Genomic DNA, 19,939 nt, shown 5'->3' with positions numbered 1-19,939 from the left:
GCACGGGGTCAGACCGTGACCGGGTTGGGCGCGTCCGGGTCGATGTCGTAGTGCGCGATGGCCTGCTGCACGGTATCGGCGTTCAGCCGGCCCTCGTCGGCGAGGGCCTTGAGCGCGGCCACCGTGACGTAGTAGCGATCGACCTCGAAGAAGTGGCGCAGCCGCTCGCGGGTGTCCGAGCGGCCGAAGCCGTCGGTGCCGAGTACGGTGTAGCGCCGGTCGACGTAGGGCCGGATCTGGTCGGCGAAGGCGCGCAAGTAGTCGGTGGCGGCGACCGCCGGGCCGTCATGCCCCTCGAGCTGCCGTGCCACCCAGCTCTGACGCGGGGTCTCGCCCGGGTGGAGCATGTTCCAGCGCTCGCAGTCGATGCCGTCGCGGCGCAGCTCCGTGAACGACGGGCAGCTCCAGACGTCCGCGGCCACGCCCCAGTCGTCGCGCAGCATGTCCGCCGCGGCGATGACCTCCCGCAGGATCGGCCCGGAGCCCATGAGCTGGACCCGGTTGTCCGCGTCCCCGCCACGCTGGAAGAGATACATGCCCCGCCGGATGCCTTCCTCGGCGCCCTCGGGCATCGCCGGCTGGTGGTAGTTCTCGTTGAGCATGGTGATGTAGTAGAAGACCTTCTCCTGGTCCCGGTACATCCGCCGCAGCCCGTCCTGGATGATCACCGCCATCTCGTAGGCGAACGTGGGGTCGTAGGAGATGCAGTTCGGGATTACCGAGGTCAGCAGGTGGCTGTGGCCGTCCTCGTGCTGCAGGCCCTCACCGTTGAGCGTGGTCCGTCCGGCGGTGCCGCCCATGAGGAAGCCCTTCGCCTGCATGTCGCCGGCCGCCCACCAGAGGTCGCCGGTGCGCTGGTAGCCGAACATGGAGTAGTAGGCGAAGAACGGGATCATCTCGATGCCGTTGTTGGCGTACGAGGTGGCCGCGGCGATCCACGAGGACATGGCGCCGGCCTCGTTGATCCCCTCCTGGAGGATCTGGCCCTTCTTGTCCTCGCGGTAGTACATCAGCTGGTCGGCATCCTGGGGCTCGTAGAGCTGGCCCTTGGGCGAGTAGATGCCGAGCTGGCGGAACAGCCCCTCCATGCCGAAGGTCCGGGCCTCGTCGGGGACGATGGGCACCAGGTGCCGTGCCAAGGTCTTGTTGCGGCCGATGACCGCCAGTGCCCGCACGAACGCCATGGTGGTGGACATCTCGCGATCGCCGCTGTCCTTGAGCAGCACCTCGAAGGCGTCCAGATCCGGGATGGTCAGCGCCGGGGCGTCCTCGTGGCGCTCGGGCAGATAACCGCCCAGGGCCTGGCGGCGCTCGTGGAGGTAGCGCATCTCCGGGCTGTCGTCCGCGGGCTTGTAGAATGGCGCCTCGGCGACCTTGTCGTCCGGCACCGGGATCTGGAAGCGGTCGCGGAAGGCCTTCAGGGCGTCCTCGGCCATCTTCTTCTGCTGGTGGGTGATGTTCTGGCCCTCGCCGGCCTCGCCCATGCCGTAGCCCTTGACCGTCTTGGCGAGGATGACGGTCGGCTCGCCCTTGTGCTTGGTGGCGGCGGCGTAGGCGGCGTAGATCTTGTGCGGGTCGTGGCCGCCGCGGTTGAGCCGCCAGACGTCCTCGTCGGTCATGTTGGCGACCATCTCCTTGAGCTCGGGATACTTCCCGAAGAAGTGCTCACGGGTGTAGGCGCCGCCCTTGGCCTTGAAGTTCTGGTACTCGCCGTCGACGCATTCCTCCATGCGCCGGCGCAGCAGCCCCTTGGTGTCGCGGGCGAGCAGCGGGTCCCAGTAGGAGCCCCAGATCACCTTGAGCACGTTCCAGCCCGCGCCGCGGAACTCGCCCTCGAGCTCCTGGATGATCTTGCCGTTGCCGCGCACCGGGCCGTCCAGGCGCTGGAGGTTGCAATTGACCACGAAGATGAGGTTGTCGAGCCCCTCGCGGGCCGCCACGCCGATGGCGCCGAGCGATTCCGGCTCGTCCATCTCGCCGTCACCGCAGAAGACCCAGACCTTGCGGTCCTCGGTGTTGGCGATGCCGCGGTTGTGGAGATACTTGAGGAAACGTGCCTGGTAGACGCCCATGATCGGGCCGAGGCCCATGGACACGGTGGGCAGCTGCCAGAAGTCGGGCATCAGCCACGGGTGCGGATAGGACGACAGCCCGCCCTCCGAGAGATCGGAGCGGAACTTGTGCAGCCGGTCCTCGCTGAGCCGCCCCTCGAGGTAGGCACGGGCATAGATGCCCGGCGCGGAGTGGCCCTGGATGAAGATCAGGTCACCGCCGTGGTCCTTGGAGGGGGCGCGCCAGAAGTGGTTGAAGCCGACCTCGTAGAGCGTGGCCGAGGAGGCGTAGCTGGCGATGTGGCCGCCGATGCCCTCGCGGTCCTTGTTGGCCTGCACGACCATCGCCATGGCGTTCCAGCGCAGCAGCGAGCGGATGCGCCACTCCAGGGCGGCGTCGCCCGGGGACTTCTCCTCGTGCTGCGGTGGAATCGTGTTCTGGTAGGCGGTGGTCGCCTTGAACGGGAGCTGACCGCCCCGGCGGCGGGTCTTGTCCACGAGGGCCTCGAGCAGGAAGTGGGCGCGATCGGTGCCCTCGTACTCGAGCACCGCCTCGAGCGCCTCCATCCACTCCTGGGTCTCCTGGGGATCGTCATCGCCGGGGATGGGCGTGTGTTGCCTGAGTGCAGCCATTGTCTCACCTCTGGTATCGCCGCGTGCGGCCGCGTTCCGTGGCACGTTTATCATTGTGCGGCAGCGGTCGTCGCGGGATCGCCGCGCGCCGCGATGGCTTTCGCCCCCCGGTCTGCGGGGGCCTTTGCTGACGTCGAGTATAGACACTGGGTCGCGGCTGCGGACCGGCCGCAATGTTGCGCTGCGGAAATCGATTCCGGAGCCGTACGACGTGTGCGCGTCCAAAGCTACCGTAACGGCGAGGGCGGTGTCGTCAGTTTATTAATTCTTTTATGTCACAAATCATGTGACGTCAGCGCCAGCCATCCTACGGGCACTCATGAAAAACAATGGGTTACAGGTTGACGTCGGGTTAACAGGCGTTATGCTGCGCCGCAGCGGAAAAAGTCCGCCCTTTGCCGCTACCCCTCTGTCAGCCAGTCCCGGGGCTGGAGCCAGTAGTCGGTGAGGGCCGCCTCCGGCGTGCCCGGGGTCGGACGATAGCCGTACTGCCAGCGCGCCAGCGGCGGCAGGGACATGAGGATGGATTCGGTGCGCCCGCCGGACTGGATGCCGAACTGGGTGCCGCGGTCGAAGAGCAGGTTGAACTCCACGTAGCGCCCGCGCCGGTAGAGCTGGAAGCGGCGCTGGGCCTCGTCCCAGGGGGTGTGGCGGCGGCGCTCGACGATGGGAAGGTAGGCCTCGAGGTAGGCCTCGCCCACCGAGCGGGTGAGGCCGAAGGCGTGCTCGAAGCCGCCCTCGTCGAAGTCGTCGAAGAACAGCCCGCCGACGCCGCGCTGCTCGCCGCGGTGGGGCAGGTGGAAGTAGTCGTCGCACCAGCGCCGCAGGCGCGGATACAGCCCGGTGTCGAAGGGCTCGCAGGCCGCGCGGGCCGTGCGGTGCCAGTGCAGCACGTCCTCGCGGACCGGGTAGTAGGGGGTCAGGTCGAAGCCGCCGCCGAACCACCACACCGGCTCGGCCTCGGGGTGTTCGGCGACGAAGAAGCGCACGTTGGCGTGGGAGGTGGGCACGTGGGGGTTCTCCGGATGCACCACCAGGGACACGCCCATGGCCTGGAAGCTCCGCCCGGCGAGCTCCGGGCGCCGCGCCGAGGCGCTCGCGGGCAGTTCGCCGCCGCGCACGTGGGAGAAGTTCACCCCGGCCTGCTCGAAGACCGCACCCCCGGCCAGTACCCGGGAGCGTCCGCCGCCGCCGTCGGGGCGCTGCCAGCTGTCCTCGTGAAACCCGGCGGCGCCGTCGGCCGCGGCCAGGGCGTCGCAGATCCGCTCCTGCAGCGACTCCAGCCAGTGACGGACGTCGTCGGGGCGCGGCTGCTCGGTCATGGTCCCTTCCGTGCGTGGCTATCGGGTCTGTGGCGGCGGGTCGCCGAGGAAGCGTGCGAGCTCCGCCGCGGTGTTGATATTGGAGAACGCCTCGCGCTGATCGGAGAAGTCCACCGTGACCGCCCCGGCCCGTTCCAGCCAGGCGTGTAGGGCGCGGGTGCCCTCCTCTATGGCCGTCTCCAGCTCCGGGGCGATGCCGGTGGCGAGCAGCGAGAACGTCGGCTGCATCCGCCGGCCGTCGTGGGCCACCGTTGCGGGGGCGCCCGGTTCGCGCAGCCGCCGTACCAGGTCCAGGGGCAGAGCCGGGGCGTCGCAGGGCACGAACAGGGCGTGTCCCGGGGCCGCCGCGGCCAGCCCGGCCTGTACGCCGGCCAGGGGCCCGGCGAAGTCCGGCAGACGGTCGCTGACGACAGTGTCCGCGTAGCGGGCGTACTCGCCGGTGTTGCGGTTGGCGACGATCACCAGCGCGTCCGCCTGGCCGGTCAGGCGGGCGGCGACGTGGGCGATCATGGGGCGGCCGTCGAGATCGATGAGGCCCTTGTCGGCGCCGCCCATGCGCTGTCCGCGCCCGCCCGCGAGGATGACCGCCGTGATCCGTTCAGCCATGGCGTACGACCCCGCCGTCGGGCCAGCGGAGCATGGTCGTGGGCCGCGCCCGGCCGCCCGTGGGGCCGCCGAGTACGAGGTCGACGTCGCCGTCGAAGTAGGTGCGCACCCGCAGCGCGTTCCGCGCCGGACCGGCGCCCCCGGGGTTGGCGCTGGTGGAGACCAGCGGTCCGCCGAAGGCCCGGCACAGCGCGGCCGCATCGGCGTGGTCGGTGATGCGGACCGCGATCCGCGGCCGTCCCCCGGTGATCCAGGGCGCTGCCTCGCCGGTGGCGGGCAGGATCCAGGTCACCGGTCCCGGCCAGGTGGCGTTCACCTGTGGATCCCCCAGGGCCTCGGGGGTCACCCAGTCGCGGAGCTGGCCGGTGTCGGCGGCGATGAGGATCAGCCCCTTCTCGACGGGGCGGTCCTTGAGCTCGAGCAGCCGGGCCACGGCGGGCGCCTGCCATGGGTCGCAGCCGAGGCCGTAGACCGCCTCGGTGGGATAGGCGATCACGCCGCCCCCGTCGAGCACGGCCGCCGCGAGGCGGTGACGGAAGCGTACGTCCATGCCGGCCTCAGCGCCCCTTGCGCTTGTTGCCGGCGGCGGCCCGGCGCCGGCCGCCCTTCTTTTCCGGGGCGTTGGCGATGAGTTCGCGGCATTCTTCCAGGGTGAGGGCCTCCGGCTCGCGCTCCTTGGGTACCTTGGCGTTCTTGCGTCCGTCGGTGACGTAGGGCCCGAACCGTCCGCGCAGCACGCGGATGCCGTCGTCCGTGAACTCCTGAATGGTCCGCCGCGCCTCGTTCTCCTTCTTCTCGGCGACCAGCTCCAGGGCGCGCTCGCGGGTGACGGTGTAGGGGTCGTCGTCCTTCTTCAGCGAGGCGAACTTGTCGCCGAAACGCACGTACGGTCCGAACCGTCCGATATTCACCTGCAGCGACTCGCCCTCCGGGGTCTCGCCGAGGTCCCGGGGCAGCTGGAAAAGCGCCAGCGCCTCGTCCAGGGTGATGGTGTCGATGCTCTGGCCCTGGCGCAGGCTGGCGAAGCGGGGCTTCTCCTCGTCTTCCCGGGTCCCGATCTGCGCGAACGGTCCGTAGCGCCCGAGCCGTACCTGTACCGGGCGGCCGCTCTTGGGGTCGGTGCCGAGCTCGCGGGCCTGCATGACCTCTGCGCGGGAGACGTTGGCCTTGTCCTCGACGCGTTCGTGGAAGGGGGTCCAGAACTCGTGGAGCACCGGCACCCAGTCGCGCTCGCCGCGGGAGATGGCGTCGAGGTCATCCTCCAGCCGTGCGGTGAAGTCGTAGTCCACGTAGCGGTCGAAGTGCTCGGTGAGGAACTTCGCCACCACCCGGCCGGTGTCCGTGGGATGGAAGCGACGGTTGTCCATCTCCACGTAGCCGCGCTGCTGGAGCGTCGAGATGATCGAGGCGTAGGTCGACGGCCGGCCGATGCCGCGCTCCTCGAGTGCGCGCACCAGCGAGGCCTCGCTGAAGCGCGGCGGCGGCTCGGTGAAGTGCTGCTCCGGGCGAATGGCCTTGAGCGTGACCCAGTCGCCCTCGGCGAGGGGCGGGAGGATGCGCTCCTTGTTGTCGGCCGGCGCCTTGGGGTCGTCCGTGTCCTCCATGTAGACGGTCATGAAGCCCGGATCGCGGATGGTCGAGCCAGTGGCGCGGAACACGCCCACGTCGCCGGCGGCGAGGTCCACGGAGACGGTGTCGATGGTCGCATGGATCATCTGGCAGGCCACGGACCGCTTCCAGATGAGGTCGTAGAGCTTGTACTGGTCCTCGGAGAGGTGGCCCTTGAGGTCCTCCGGGCTCCGTTGTGCATCGGTGGGCCGGATGCCCTCGTGCGCCTCCTGGGCGTTCTTGGCCCGGGTGCGGTACTGGTTCGGTGACTTAGGCAGCATCTTCTCGCCGTAGCGCTCGGCGATCACGCCGCGGAGATTGCCGATGGCCTCCTGAGAGAGATTCACCGAGTCCGTCCGCATGTAGGTGATCAGGCCGATGGCGCCGCTGCCGGTGTCCACGCCCTCGTAGAGCTGCTGGGCGACGCGCATGGTGCGCTGGGCGGAGAAGCGCAGTTTGCGCGAGGCCTCCTGCTGCAGCGTCGAGGTGATGAAGGGCGCGGCCGGGTTGCGCCGGCGCTGTTTCTTCTCGACGCTGCTGACGTGCAGCCGGCCGTCCGCCGCGGCCTCCAGGCGCTTCGTGGCGTCGGTGGCCTGGCCTTCGTTGGTGAGGGTGAACTGCTCGACCTTCTCGCCGTCGAGGCGCGCGAGCTTGCCGGTGAACGCCTGGCCCTCGTGGTCGAGGTCGGACTCGACGCTCCAGTACTCCTGGGGCTCGAATGCCTCGATTTCCTGCTCGCGCTCGACGATCATGCGCAGCGCCGGACTCTGCACCCGGCCCGCGGACAGGCCCGGTGTGATCTTGCGCCAGAGCAGCGGCGAGAGGTTGAAGCCGACCAGGTAGTCCAGCGCCCGGCGTGCCTGCTGTGCGTTCACCAGGTCTTCCGACAGGCCCCGCGGATGCTCGATGGCCTCCTGTATGGCCGGCTTGGTGACCTCGTAGAACACCACCCGCTGCACGGGCTTGTCGTCGACGACGCCTTTCTCCCGGAGCAGCTCGTAGAGGTGCCAGGAGATCGCCTCGCCCTCGCGGTCGGGGTCGGTGGCGAGATAGATGGCCTCGGCCTTGCGGCTTGCCTTGGCGATGGCGTCGACGTGCTTGGCGTTGCGCTCGATGGTCTGGTAGCGCATCGCGAAGTCGTGCTTCGGATCCACCGCCCCCTCCTTGGGGACGAGGTCGCGGACATGGCCGTAGGAGGCCAGGACCTCGAAGTCCTTGCCCAGGTACTTGTTGATGGTGCGCGCCTTCGCCGGCGACTCGACGATGACCAGTTTTTTGCCCATAAGAAGAATGTTCGGTCTCCGGAGCGCCCGGCGACGTCCGAGATGGAGTTGGTCGGGACGGACCCGCGATCTACCGGGAAACTAACGTGGCGGCTCGGCGTGTCAACCTCAAGCCGATCAGTGAACGAGCTGGTTGGGTCCGTCGAAGACCAGGTTTTCCATGCTCGCGAATGCCTCTTCCTGTCCCGGCTGGCTGAACAGCACCATGAGCACGACCCACTTTACCGTGTCCAGGTCGATGTCCTCGTCGCCGAGGGCCATCAACCGGTCGATGACGAGTTCGCGGCTGTGCGCGGTGAGGATGCCCACCTGCTCCAGGTAGAGCATGAAGCCGCGCATCTCCGTGTCGAGGCGCTCCTGCTCGCTGGCGGTGAACACGCGCACGCAACGCTGGGTGCTCGTGCTGACGGCGGGGAGTTCGCGGCTGTGTGCCAGTGCGTCCAGCCACTCGAAGGCCTTGCGGATCTCCGTACGGCTGAAGCCGATATCGAAGAGCTCGGATTCGAGTGAGTCCCTGTCCGGCTGAGGTTCTTCCTCGTTATAGAAATAGTTCTCGAACAGGTACATGAGCAGGTCGAAGACGTTCTCTTTCATCCGCGCGCCCAGAGAGACCAGGGGAAGGGTGCTCAGTGGGAGCGAGCGTAGCGCCCGCCGGAGCAGGCAGTTACATGCCCCTTGAGCTCGAGTATCAGCAGCATGGAGGAAAGCGTATCGGCCGTCAATCCAGTGCGCCCGGCCAGCACGTCGAAGGCCACGGGGTCGTGTCCGAGGGCCTCCAGCACCTGCTCGTAGTCCTCGCCGAGCCCCGCCTGGGGCGCGCCGGCGCCGGTATCGGCGGGGATGTCGCCGTCCCCGGGGAGGGCGACCGGGGGCAGCTCGTCGAACACGTCCCGGGCCGATTCCACCAGCTTCGCGCCCTGGCGGATCAGCGCGTGACAGCCGCGGGCCATGGGGTTGTGGATGGAGCCCGGGATGGCGAACACCTCGCGGCCCTGCTCCAGGGCGTGCTGGGCGGTGAGCAGCGAGCCGCTGTGCACCCCGGCCTCGACCACCAGCACGCCCATGGCGAGCCCGCTGATCAGGCGGTTGCGGCGGGGAAACTGCTCACGGCGCACGCCGGTCCCCGTGGGCAGCTCGGTGACGATGGCGCCGCCGCCGGCGATCCGCCGGGCGAGGTCGCGGTGTCGTGCGGGGTAGACCCGGTCCGGGCCGGTGGCCGTGACCGCTACCGTCGTGCCGCCGCCGGCGAGGGCGCCGGCGTGGGCGGCACCGTCGATGCCCAGGGCGAGACCGCTGGTGATGGTCAGCCCGCTTCCGGCGAGGTAGCGCGCGAACTCGTGGGCGTTGTCCTCGCCGCCGCGGCTCGGCTTGCGGCTGCCCACCACCGCGAGCTGGGGGCGGGCGAGCACGGCGGGGTCGCCGTTGACGAACAGCAGCGGCGGCGGATCGGCGATGGCGTGCAGGCCGTCGGGGTAGCGGGGGTCGCTGCGGGTGATCAGGTGGTGGTCCGGGCCTGCCAGCCAGTCCAGGTCCGCGGTCACGCCGGTGTCGTCGGCGCCGGGCGTGCCGTCACGCAGGGCCGGGTTCAGGCCGGCGGCCCGGACCGTGGCGGCGTCCGCGTCCAGGAAGGCCTCCGGCGTCGCGAACGCCTCGAGTATGGCGGTGAACGTGGCGGTGCCGACCCCGGGGGTGCGCAGCAGCCGCAGCCAGGCCGTCCGCGGCTCGCGCGGCGGGCTCATCGTTCGGGGGTGCGCACCGTGTCGCCGACGGCCATGGCGCGGTTCGCCTCCATGACGAGACCGAGGCTCATGCGCTCGAAGACCTGGAAGACGATCAGCACGCCCTCGCGCTCCGCCGGCAGGGTGACCACCTCGTCGTCCTTGCTGTAAGGGTCTTCCACGCTGCGCGGTTTCTCGAGCACGGTGAGCACGTGGCCGGTCTTCATGCCCTCACGCCTGCCGAGATTGAGTGCGACCACATCGTACTGGCCGATCTGGTTGACGCCGTCCATGACCGCCATGATCACGCCGTCGACGTCCTGGGACGGGGCGGCCGGCACGAGCTGGCTGTCGAAGGGCTCGTCGCTCGCCTCCAGCAGACGATCGCCGGCGAGGATCTCGCGGGTGCTGTCGGTGAGCACCAGCGTCGCCGGGTCGCCGTGCTCGCGCACCCGTGCGCTGCCCGCATACTGGGCGAGGACGCCGAGGACCTCGCCGCTGGCGGGGTCGCGGAAGGTCTGCTCCTTGCGCACCACGTCCCAGCTGTTGGCGTCGCTGCCGTCGAGTCCGCGGACGTAGATGGGGTCGCCGGTGGCGCTCATCACGCGCTCGTCGCCGCCGGCCACGACGTAAGGGGCGTCGCTCAGCGTGCCGGCCTCGACAACGCGGTCACCGCTGAGGAAGGGCCGGATCGCCTCCATGGGGATGCCCGGGATGGCGTCGTCGAGCTGCTCGACGCGGACCTCGGGGGAGAGCTTGATGGTGCCGCCGCCGCGCTCGACGCTGAGCTGCGGCTCCCCGTTGACGAGGGTCAGGCGCACCACGTCGCCCGGGTAGATCAGGTGGGGGTTTTCGATGTCCGGGTTCTCGTGCCAGATCTCCGGCCAGTACCACGGCTCGGTAAGGAAACGCCCGGAGATGTCCCAGAGGGTGTCGCCCGGCTGCACCGTATACGTGGTGGGATGATCGGCCCTGATGCGGGGGTCCTGCGCCGAAACCACGGTGCTCAGCAGAAGGGCGCCGAGCGCCCACGCGAGAGTCTTCTTAAGCATGGACAATCCCTGTGTCGGCGCCGCTTTCGAGCTGGCCGCCAGTGCCCCGGATCCGTTATGATCGTTCATTTGAGGATATCGTAACATTAGCAGCGTTGCTGCGCGCCCCGCAACGGATTCCCAACGCCATGGCCAAGCTCGACATTCTGCACTATCCCGATCCCCGTCTGCGCACGGTGGCGAGCCCCGTCGAGGCCGTCGACGAGCGCGTCGTCCGGCTCATCGACGACATGTTCGAGACGATGTACGCCGCCCCCGGTATCGGCCTGGCGGCGACCCAGGTGGATGTCCACGAGCGGATCATCGTCATGGATGTCTCCGAGGATCGCAGCCGCCCGCTGGCGTTCGTCAATCCACGGATCACCACCCGCGACGGCGAGACGGTCAGCGACGAGGGCTGCCTGTCGGTGCCGGAGTACTTCGAGGCGGTGCGCCGTGCTGAGCACGTCACCGTGGAGGCGACCGGGCGCGACGGTGAGCCCTTCACCCTCGAGGCCGAGGGGTTGCTCGCGGTGTGCATCCAGCACGAGATGGATCACCTCGAGGGCCGGCTGTTCGTCGACTACCTCTCCGATCTCAAGCGCAAGCGCCTGCGTCGTCGCCTGGAGAAGCAGGCGCGGCAGCGCGGCGAGCCCGCGGGACAGGCGGCACGCGAGGCCGGCTGAGCGCGCCGGCCCGTCCCGCCCGGACCGGCGCCCGCCGATCCGGACCCGCCTACTCCACGGCCATACGCCCACTGCGAACGGGAGCAGCATTGCGAGTCGTCTTCGCCGGTACCCCCGATTTCTCCGTTCCCGCGCTGACCGCCCTGGTCGAGGCGGGGTTCAACGTGGTCGCCGCCTATACCCAGCCGGACCGCCCGGCCGGGCGGGGCCGGCGCCTGCGGCCGTCGCCGGTGAAGCAGGCGGCACAGGCGCACGGCATCCCGGTGTACCAGCCGGAGAGCCTGCGTGACGCCGATGCCCGCGCCACCCTCGCCGCGCTCGAGCCGGACGTCATGGTGGTGGTGGCCTACGGGCTGATCCTGTCCCGGACAGTGCTCGACGTCCCCGTCCATGGCTGCCTCAACATCCATGCCTCGCTGTTGCCGCGCTGGCGCGGTGCCGCCCCCATTCAGCGCGCCCTGCTCGCCGGCGATACGCATACCGGCGTGTGCATCATGCGCATGGCCGCCGGGCTCGACACCGGGCCGGTGATCGAGTGCGAGGCGACCCCCATCGGCGCGGAGGATACCGGCGGCAGCCTGCACGACCGCCTCGCCGCCATGGGCGCATCCCTGATCGCACGGGTGCTGCCGGACTGGGTCGCCGGGCGCCTGCCGGAGCGGCCACAGCCGGAGGACGGCGTCACCTATGCGGACAAGCTGGAGACTGCCGAGACCCGGATCGACTGGCACGAGCCCGCGGCGGCGATCGAGCGGCGTATCCGCGCCTTCGACCCGTGGCCGGTGGCGCGGACCCGCCGGGGCGACGGCGAGCTGCGGCTCTGGCGTGCAGAGGTGCGGCCGGACCGGGCGGACGTGCCGCCGGGGACCGTGATCGCCGTTGCCCCCGGGGGCGTCGATGTCGCCACCGGTGACGGCGTGCTCCGCCTGCTGGAGGTTCAGGCCCCGGGGCGCCGGCGCCAGCCGGTGGCCAGCTTCCTCAACGGTGTCGGGATCGAGGCCGGTGAGCGGCTCGGCTGAGACCGGCGTCGCCCCCCGCCGCGCCGCTGTGGAGGCGGTGGCCGGGGTGGTGCTCCACGGCCGGTCACTGGCCCGCGAGCTGCCGGCCCTGGAGGCGGGGCTCGGTGCCGCCGATGCCGCCCTTGCCCACGAGCTCGCCTACGGCAGCCTGCGCTGGTATCGCCGCCTGCAGGCGGTGGTGAACGCCCTGCTGAGCCGGCCCCTGAGACCCCGGGACCGGATCCTGGAGCCGCTGCTGGTGGTCGGGCTCTACCAGCTCGAGCACACCCGCGTACCGCCCCATGCCGCGGTCTCCGCCACCGTCGCGGTCACCAGCGCCCTGGGCCGCCGGCGCGCGGCGGGGCTGGTCAACGGCTGCCTGCGGCGTTTCCAGCGCGAACGCGAGCGGCTGCTGGCACGGGCCGACCGGGACCCGGCGGTCGCCGCGGCGCTGCCGGAGTGGCTGGACGCGGCGATCCGCTCGGACTGGCCCGAGGCCCGGGACGCGGTCGCCGCCGCCTGCCTGGCGCGCCCGCCCATGACCCTGCGGGTGAACCGCCGTCGCACCACCCGCGAGGCCTACGCCGCCCGGCTGGTCGCCGCCGGTATCACCGCGCGGCCACTGCAGGGGCTGGCGGAGGCACTGGTGCTGGACGCACCGGTGGCGGTCAACGCCCTGCCGGGGTTCGCGGAGGGCGAGGTGTCGGTGCAGGACGGCGCCGCACAGTTCGCCGCCGGGCTGCTCGCCCCCGCCGCCGGGGATCGCGTGCTCGATGCCTGCGCCGCCCCCGGGGGCAAGACCGCGCACCTGCTCGAACGCGGCGAGGACCTGTCGGTGCTGGCGCTGGACAGCGACGCCGGCCGTCTGGAGCGTGTCGGCGGAACCCTGGCGCGCCTCGGGCTGACCGCGCGCCTGTGTGCCGGGGATGCAAGCCACCCCGAGACGTGGTGGGATGGGGGCCGTTTCCAGCGCATCCTGCTGGACGCGCCGTGCTCGGGGACCGGGGTGATCCGCCGTCACCCGGACATCAAGTGGCTGCGGCGGGCCGCGGACATCCCGCGTCTCGCCGGGACCCAGGCGGCGCTGCTGCGCGCGCTCTGGCCGCTGCTTGCCCCGGGTGGGCGGCTGGTGTACGCCACCTGCTCGCTGCTGCACGCCGAGAACGAGGCGGTGGCCTCGGCCTTCGCCGCCGGGACCGCGGATGCGCGGGTCGTCGCGCCGGGGCTGCCGGCGGGGCGAGCCACCGGCGTCGGTCATCAGCTCCTGCCGGGGGAGGGCGGGATGGACGGCTTCTACTACGCCTGCTTCGACAAGTCGCCATGCGCCGGTGGCTGAGCGCCGCCGCGCTGGCGCTGGCACTGGTGTGTGCGGTACTGCCGGCGGCGGTGTCCGCCGCCGACGGCCACGTGCGCATCCGCGCCGGCGAGCTGAACCTGCGCGACGGCGTGTGGTATCTCGATGCGCGCATCGACTACCGGCTGAGCGACGCCGCCCGCGAGGCGCTGCGTAACGGCGTCGCGCTCCAGCTCCGGCTGGACGTGGAGGTGCTGCGCCCGACGTGGTGGGGGCTGTGGGAGGCCACCCTGGTCAGCCGTTCCCACCGCTACCGCCTGCAGTACCATGCACTGAGCGAGCGCTATGTCCTCCTGCCCCTGGACGAGGGCGAGCCGCGCAGCTTCCGGACGCTGGCGCGGCTGCTGGCGGCGGCCGGCGACATACGGGACGTGACGGTGGTGCGCGCGGCGCGACTGGACCCGGACGTGCGCTACACCGTCGCCGCCCGCGCGGCCCTGGACACGGACGCACTGCCCCGGCCGTTGCGTTCCATGGCCTATCTCTCCCCTGAGTGGCAGCTGGAGAGCGACTGGCGGCGATGGCCATTGCAGGGTTCCTGAAACGGCTCAAGAGCGAGGGCGCCGTACGGCTTGCGCTGTGCGTGGCGCTGCTCGTCTCGCTGTATCTGCTCAACGCCGCGACCGAGAACTCGGCGATGTTCGGCCAGCTCTACAGCTGGCTGCTGCTGTTCAACGCGGTCGCGCTGGTGGCGCTGGTCACCGTCATCGGCGTCAACGTCTGGCGGCTGGTGCGCTCGCTGCGCGAGGCGCGCCCGGGCAGCCGCCTCACCGGGCGGATCATGGCGCTGTTCGCGCTGCTCGCCGTGGTCCCCGGCCTCATCGTCTACGCCTTCTCCATGCAGTTCCTGCGCAGCGGCATCGACAGCTGGTTCGACGTGCGCGTGGAGCAGGCCCTGGACGATGCCCTGAGCCTGTCCCAGGCGTCGCTGGACCTGCGCATGCGCGACCTGCTCAAGCGCGTGCAGTCGGCGGCCGACGAGCTCACGACCGTGCCCGAGGGCACCATGACCTTCACCATCGGCGACCTGCGCGAGCGCATGAACGCCGCGGAGCTCACCCTGTTCGGCAGCAACGGCCGGATCATCGCCTCCAGCACCCGTGATACCGAGAGCATCCTGCCCAACCGGCCGGAGGACGAGGTCCTGCTCCAGCTCCGTCAGGGCCGGCCGTACGTCAGTCTCGATCCCATCGAGGGCAGTGGCCTGAATATCCGTGCCGCGGTGCCCGCGCCCAACCCGGCGCAGCCCCAGAACCCGCGCTTCCTGCTCGCGCTGTTCCCGATCTCGCCGCGGCTCAACGAGCTCGCCGGGGACGTGCAGCAGGCATTCGCGCAGTACCGTGAGCTCGCCTACCTGCGCGGCCCGCTCAAGGACAGTTTCATACTCACCCTCTCGCTGGTGCTGCTGATGTCGCTGCTGTTCGCCGTGTGGTCGGCGTTCTACCTGGCGCGGCGGCTGGTTGCGCCGATCAGCGGCCTCGCCGAGGGCACCCGGGCCCTCGCCGAGGGCGACTACGGCACCCAGCTCCCGGACGGCGGCCGCGACGAGCTCGGCTTTCTGGTGCGCTCGTTCAACGAGATGAGCCGCCGGGTGGCGCAGTCGCGGGACGAGGCCCGCCGCGGCCAGGTGCTGGCGGAGGCCCAGCGCGCCTATCTGGAGACGGTGCTCGGGCGGCTGTCCTCGGGGGTGCTGGCGCTGGACCAGTACGGTCGGCTGCGGACCTACAACCAGGCGGCGGTGGACATCCTCTCGGTGCCGCTGGCCCAGGCGGCGGGCGGGCGGCTGCGGGTGCTGGTCTCCAATCATCCGGCGTTCGAGCCGTTCGTGGAGCTGGTGGAGGCCCGCTCCGCCGCTGGCGGCGGCGAGTGGCGCGAGGAGTTCACCCTGGATACGGACGAAGGCCGGCGCATGCTCATCTGCAGCGGCGCCGCCCTCCCCGGGGGGCGCACCGCCGGCGGCCACGTCATCGTCTTCGACGACGTCACCACCCTCATCCAGGCCCAGCGCGACGCCGCCTGGGGCGAGGTCGCCCGGCGTCTCGCCCACGAGATCCGCAATCCGCTCACGCCGATACAGCTCTCCGCGGAGCGGCTCCAGCACAAGCTCAGCGACCGCCTGGAGGCGGAGGACGCCGAGCGCCTGGAGCGTGCCACGCGCACGATCATCCAGCAGGTGGACGCGATGAAGGCGATGGTCAATGCCTTCTCCGAGTATGCCCGCCCGCCGCGGCTGAGCCTCGTGGACGTCGACCTCAACGCCCTGGTCCAGGACGTGGTCGAGCTCCACCGCGGTGACGACACCACCGAGGTGGCCTTCACCCTGGACCTGGCCGGGGACCTGCCGACGCTGCGGGCGGACCCGGGCCGGCTGCGCCAGCTGCTCAACAACCTCATCCGCAACGCCCTGGAGGCGGCGGACGGCGAGGGGCGGCCGTGCCGGCTCACCGTGACCACGCGCACGGGGACCGGGCGCTACGCCGGCCAGGTGGAGCTGTGCCTCACCGACAACGGCCCGGGCTTCGCCGAGGCGGTGCTCGATCAGCTCTTCGAGCCCTACGTCACCACCAAGCCCCGGGGTAGCGGGCTGGGGCTCGCCATCGTCAAGAAGATCGTTGAGGAACATAATGGGCGCATATCCGCCCGTAACCTGCGCGACGGCGCCCGGATCACCGTGCGTCTGCCGGTGGCCGGGGAGCCGCACCGGGCGCTGGTGCGCAGCACTGTCGAGGAGAGGGGATGACGCACGCCAGAGTCCTGGTAGTGGACGACGAGCCGGATATCCGCGAGCTGGTCGAGGAGATCCTGGCGGACGAGGGCTACGAGGTGGCCACCGCGCAGAGCGCCGCACAGGCACGCGAGCGCCTCGCGGAGGCCGCCCCGGACCTGGTCCTGCTCGACATCTGGATGCCCGAGGAGGACGGGATCTCGCTGCTCAAGGAATGGGTTCGCGCCGGCGGGCCGGCCTTCCCGGTGGTGATGATCTCCGGGCACGGCACCGTCGAGACCGCCGTCGAGGCCACCCGCCTGGGGGCGGTGGACTTCATCGAGAAGCCCCTGTCGCTGGGCAAGCTTCTCGCTACCGTCGAGCAGGCGCTGGCGGAGCATCCCGGTGCGCCGGCGACCACGGAGGCGCCGCAGGTGGTCGCTCCGGTGGGGCGCAGCCAGCTCATGGTGCGGCTGCGCGAGCAGGCCAACCGCCTGGCCCGGGCGCGCTCGCCGGTACTGGTCACCGGCGAGGCCGGCAGCGGGCGCAAGACCCTGGCGCGTTACATCCACGGTCTGCGTGCCCAGCCGGGCCCGCTGGTGGAGTTCGTGCCGGCGAACGCGGCCGGGGAGTCGATGTCCGAGGCGCTGTTCGGCCGCCACGGCGGCCGGCCCGGGCGGCTCGAGGCCGCCGCCGGCGGGACGCTGGTCATCGATGAGCTCGACGACCTGGATGAGGCCGCTCAGACCCGCCTCACCGCGGTGCTCGACGCCGGGCACTTCCAGCGTATGGGCGGCGGCGAGTCCGTGTCGCTGAGCTGCCGCGTCGTCGCCGTGGCCAGCCTGGAGCTGGAGGCGGCGGTGCGGGCCGGACGTTTCCGCGAGGAGCTGTTCTACCAGCTCAATGTCGTGCCCGTGGTGGTGCCGCCGCTGCGCGACCACGTCGAGGACATCCCGGAGCTGGTGGCCTTCTTCGTCGACGACCTGGTCGAGCGCGAGGGTCTGGTCTACCGCCGTTTCACCGTGGCCGCCCAGAACCGCCTGCGCAATCACCTCTGGCCGGGCAACGTGCGCGAGCTGCGCAACCTCGTCCAGCGGCTGCTGCTGCTCGGCGACGGCCTGGACATCGACGTCGACGAGGTCGACCGCGTGCTCGCCGAGCGCGCCCAGAGCGGCGAGTCGACGGGCACGGAGCTGTGGCTGGACCTGCCCCTGCGCGAGGCCCGCGAGGCATTCGAGCGGGCCTACCTGCAGCGCCAGCTCCGGCGCGCGGAGGGCAGCGTCGCCCAGCTCGCGCGGCTGAGCGGCATGGAGCGTACCCACCTCTACCGCAAGCTGCGCGCGCTCGGCATCGACCCGAAGGAAGGGGGCTAGTCAGGCGATGAAGATCATCATCCTCGGTGCCGGCCAGGTGGGCAGCACCGTCGCACAGAACCTCGCCCACGAGGACAACGAGATCACCGTGGTGGACGTCGACCCGACCGTCCTCCAGGAGCTCCAGGACCGGCTCGACCTGCGCACCGTCACCGGCAGTGCCACCTACCCGGACGTGCTCGCCCGCGCGGGCGTGGACGATGCGGACATGATCATCGCCGTGACCGACTCCGACGAGGCGAACATGGTCGCCTGCCAGGTCGCGGACACGCTGTTCAACACCCCGACCAAAATCGCCCGGGTGCGCGCGGTGGAGTATCTGTCGTGTCCGCAGCTGTTCTCGCCGGACGCCCTGCCCATCGACGTCATCATCAGCCCGGAGCAGCTGGTCACGCAGTACGTCAAGCGCCTCATCGAGCACCCCGGTGCGTTGCAGGTGCTCGACTTCGCCGGCGGCAAGGTCCGCCTGGTGGCGGTGCGGGCCTACTACGGCGGGCCGCTGGTGGGCCAGGAGCTGCGGACCCTGCGCGAGCACATGCCCGGCGTCGACGCCCGGGTCGCGGCGATCTTCCGGCGGGGCCGGGCGATCATCCCCGAGGGCGACACGGTGATCGAGGCCGGCGACGAGGTCTTCTTCGTCGCCGCGCGCAAGAACATCCGCGCGATCATGAGCGAGCTGCGCCGCCTGGAGAAGCCGGTCAAGCGGCTGATGCTCGCCGGCGGCGGCAACATCGGCACCCGTCTGGCGCAGTCCCTGGAGGGGCGCTACCAGACCAAGATCATCGAGCGCGACCCCCAGCGCTGCCGGCTGGTCTCGGAGCTGCTGCAGAAGACCATCATCCTGCGCGGTGATGCCGCCGACGAGGACCTCCTCCTCGAGGAGAACATCGAGAACACGGACGTCTTCTGCGCGCTGACCAACGACGACGAGGCCAACATCCTCTCGGCCATGCTCGCCAAGCGCCTGGGCGCGCGCACGGTCATGGCGCTGATCAACCGCCCGGCCTACGTCGACCTCATCCAGTCCAGCGAGGACATTGACGTCGCGATCTCGCCCCAGCACGCCACCATCGGCAGCCTGCTCGCGCACATCCGCCGCGGTGACGTGGTCAACGTCTACAGCCTGCGCCGGGGGGCCGCCGAGGCCATCGAGGCGGTGGCCCACGGCGACGCCAACAGCTCCTCGGTGGTGGGCCGGCGCATCGACGAGATCCGCCTGCCCCGGGGCACCACCATCGGCGCGATCGTGCGCGGCGAGTCGGTGATCATGGCCCACCACGACACGGTCATCGAGTCCGAGGACCACGTCATCCTCTTCCTGGTGGACAAGAGCCGCCTCGGCGACGTCGAGAAGCTCTTCCAGGTGGCGGTGACCTTCCTCTAGGTGCCCGGCGTTGGCGGCCGGCTTGACCCGCCGCCGCACCGGCCCCAGTTCAACCAGCACACCCGGCGATCACTGGTGGGCCCATGGACACCGAGTCACTCGAGCGCATGATCGACAGCGGGCGGGACAGCGCGATGCTGCGCCTGACCCTGGGCAACGCCTATGCCCGCGACGGCGACCGCGAGGCCGCCGAGCGCCACCTGCGCGAGGCGGTGACCATCGACCCGCAGTATTCCGCCGCCTGGCGTGCGCTCGGCCGGCTGCAGGAGCGCGGCGGCGACCGCGACGCCGCGCTGGCGAGCTATCGCGAGGGGCTCGCGGCGGCACGGGCCAACGGCGACATGCAGGTGGTCCGCGAGCTGGAGGTGCGCGTGCGCCGTCTCGACGGCCCCGAGTGAAGCGTGCCCGGCGCCGCGTTGACTACACTGGTGAAAACGGCGGATCCCCGTTACACATCGACGCAGAGGGAGCGAGAGCATGGACTGGCAGAAGCAGATGGAAGACGCGATGAGCGGCTGGACCGAAACCCAGCGCCGGCTCTGGGATCAGTGGTTCGAGGGGATGCGCAGCGCCGGGCTCGGCGGGCCGGCGGCGGATGCCCAGAAGCAGCAGATCGAGGCATGGCAGAAGGCCGTCGAGGAGGCGCTGGAGCGCCAGCAGCAGTGGATCCGCAGCCTCTCCGGCGGCGGTGGCAACACCGATCCGGGTGACTGGGGTGCCCAGATGCAGCAGATGATGCGTGCCTGGACCGAGACCCAGAGCGAGCTGTGGCGCAGCTGGCTGGCCCGCATGGAGGAGATGCAGCCCGCGGTGCGTGACATGCCGTGGTACCGCAACGCCCGGGACGTGCTCGATGCCTGGGAGCAGGCCGGTGAGCAGGCGGGCAAGGCCGCCGGCACGTCGAAGTCCGGGCGTTCGTCCGGCAAGTCCGGTGGCGGGGGCAGCTCCAGCTAGCCGGCAAGGTCGGAGCCAGCGTTTTCGCGGAGGTGTCGTACACGGCCAGGGGCCGTGTACGACTCACACGGGGACAGTCCTGCTGTAGGTCGGCTGCTCGAAGGCAGCCGACATCCGCCGTGGAGCGGTTGCGTTGGCCGCCGGCGGCAGCCGATACCGGTAGGGCCTGTTGGCTGCCGGGAGCAGCCAACCTACGGGAGCCGGGCCACGGCGTCGCGGTGCGTGGGTTCAGCG

At 70.7% G+C, this 19,939-nt stretch carries 17 protein-coding genes; 9 read left to right on the top strand and 8 right to left on the bottom strand.

Annotation, left to right across the window (positions count from 1 at the left end; all coding sequences use genetic code 11):
- Positions 1-8: 8 nt before the first annotated feature.
- The 8 genes from aceE to G7A99_RS06845 all read right to left on the bottom strand — a co-directional run bounded on the left by aceE (position 9) and on the right by G7A99_RS06845 (position 10,273).
- Positions 9-2,684, bottom strand: coding sequence for a pyruvate dehydrogenase (acetyl-transferring), homodimeric type (aceE, locus tag G7A99_RS06880; RefSeq protein WP_051088213.1), 2,676 nt, complete (start codon positions 2,682-2,684; stop codon positions 9-11).
- A gap of 401 nt (positions 2,685-3,085) precedes the next feature.
- Entirely contained in the window at positions 3,086-4,006 is a 921-nt protein-coding gene (hemF, locus tag G7A99_RS06875; RefSeq protein ID WP_018718073.1) for an oxygen-dependent coproporphyrinogen oxidase, read from the bottom strand.
- Positions 4,007-4,024: 18 nt separating this feature from the next.
- The gene (mobA, locus tag G7A99_RS06870) at positions 4,025-4,612 is read right to left on the bottom strand and encodes a molybdenum cofactor guanylyltransferase MobA (protein ID WP_018718074.1); all 588 of its coding nucleotides are present in this window, start codon (positions 4,610-4,612) and stop codon (positions 4,025-4,027) included.
- On the bottom strand, positions 4,605-5,162 hold the full coding sequence (locus tag G7A99_RS06865) for an L-threonylcarbamoyladenylate synthase (protein WP_018718075.1): 558 nt from the start codon (positions 5,160-5,162) through the stop codon (positions 4,605-4,607). Before G7A99_RS06865 ends, mobA begins: the two co-directional genes overlap by 8 nt.
- 7 nt (positions 5,163-5,169) lie before the next feature.
- On the bottom strand, positions 5,170-7,503 hold the full coding sequence (locus tag G7A99_RS06860; protein ID WP_018718076.1) for a DNA topoisomerase I: 2,334 nt from the start codon (positions 7,501-7,503) through the stop codon (positions 5,170-5,172).
- Between the two features lie 117 nt (positions 7,504-7,620).
- Positions 7,621-8,097, bottom strand: a complete 477-nt coding sequence (locus G7A99_RS06855) for a DUF494 family protein (RefSeq protein WP_018718077.1) — start codon at positions 8,095-8,097, stop codon at positions 7,621-7,623.
- Between the two features lie 32 nt (positions 8,098-8,129).
- Positions 8,130-9,242, bottom strand: coding sequence for a DNA-processing protein DprA (gene dprA / locus G7A99_RS06850; protein WP_163139289.1), 1,113 nt, complete (start codon positions 9,240-9,242; stop codon positions 8,130-8,132).
- Positions 9,239-10,273, bottom strand: coding sequence for a LysM peptidoglycan-binding domain-containing protein (locus G7A99_RS06845; RefSeq protein ID WP_018718079.1), 1,035 nt, complete (start codon positions 10,271-10,273; stop codon positions 9,239-9,241). The genes dprA and G7A99_RS06845 overlap by 4 nt, the downstream gene beginning before the upstream one ends.
- A gap of 128 nt (positions 10,274-10,401) precedes the next feature.
- On the opposite strand from G7A99_RS06845, the gene def reads away from it, so the two are divergent.
- The 9 genes from def (at position 10,402) to G7A99_RS06800 (ending at position 19,705) form a co-directional block, all read left to right on the top strand.
- Positions 10,402-10,938 (top strand): peptide deformylase, encoded by a 537-nt coding sequence (gene def / locus G7A99_RS06840; protein WP_018718080.1) that lies wholly within the window; start codon positions 10,402-10,404, stop codon positions 10,936-10,938.
- A gap of 89 nt (positions 10,939-11,027) precedes the next feature.
- A complete protein-coding gene (fmt, locus tag G7A99_RS06835; RefSeq protein ID WP_163139288.1) occupies positions 11,028-11,957 on the top strand; it encodes a methionyl-tRNA formyltransferase in 930 nt (309 codons plus the stop codon).
- Positions 11,941-13,272 (top strand): 16S rRNA (cytosine(967)-C(5))-methyltransferase RsmB, encoded by a 1,332-nt coding sequence (gene rsmB, locus G7A99_RS06830; protein WP_163139287.1) that lies wholly within the window; start codon positions 11,941-11,943, stop codon positions 13,270-13,272. Before fmt ends, rsmB begins: the two co-directional genes overlap by 17 nt.
- The gene (locus G7A99_RS06825; protein ID WP_163139286.1) at positions 13,257-13,832 is read left to right on the top strand and encodes a DUF4390 domain-containing protein; all 576 of its coding nucleotides are present in this window, start codon (positions 13,257-13,259) and stop codon (positions 13,830-13,832) included. The genes rsmB and G7A99_RS06825 overlap by 16 nt, the downstream gene beginning before the upstream one ends.
- Positions 13,811-16,030, top strand: a complete 2,220-nt coding sequence (locus G7A99_RS06820; protein ID WP_205599761.1) for an ATP-binding protein — start codon at positions 13,811-13,813, stop codon at positions 16,028-16,030. The genes G7A99_RS06825 and G7A99_RS06820 overlap by 22 nt, the downstream gene beginning before the upstream one ends.
- A complete protein-coding gene (locus G7A99_RS06815; RefSeq protein WP_163139285.1) occupies positions 16,027-17,367 on the top strand; it encodes a sigma-54 dependent transcriptional regulator in 1,341 nt (446 codons plus the stop codon). The genes G7A99_RS06820 and G7A99_RS06815 overlap by 4 nt, the downstream gene beginning before the upstream one ends.
- 7 nt (positions 17,368-17,374) lie before the next feature.
- The gene (gene trkA / locus G7A99_RS06810) at positions 17,375-18,751 is read left to right on the top strand and encodes a Trk system potassium transporter TrkA (protein ID WP_163139284.1); all 1,377 of its coding nucleotides are present in this window, start codon (positions 17,375-17,377) and stop codon (positions 18,749-18,751) included.
- A gap of 83 nt (positions 18,752-18,834) precedes the next feature.
- Positions 18,835-19,149, top strand: coding sequence for a tetratricopeptide repeat protein (locus G7A99_RS06805; RefSeq protein WP_240466149.1), 315 nt, complete (start codon positions 18,835-18,837; stop codon positions 19,147-19,149).
- Between the two features lie 79 nt (positions 19,150-19,228).
- Positions 19,229-19,705: a hypothetical protein gene (locus tag G7A99_RS06800; RefSeq protein WP_163139283.1), complete on the top strand. Its 477-nt coding sequence runs from the start codon at positions 19,229-19,231 to the stop codon at positions 19,703-19,705.
- The last annotated feature ends 234 nt before the right edge of the window (positions 19,706-19,939 follow it).

The sequence above is a fragment of the Arhodomonas sp. KWT genome (genome assembly GCF_010993615.1).
Note: the sequence above shows the minus strand (reverse complement) of the source record. Positions and strands in the feature narration are given on the sequence as shown.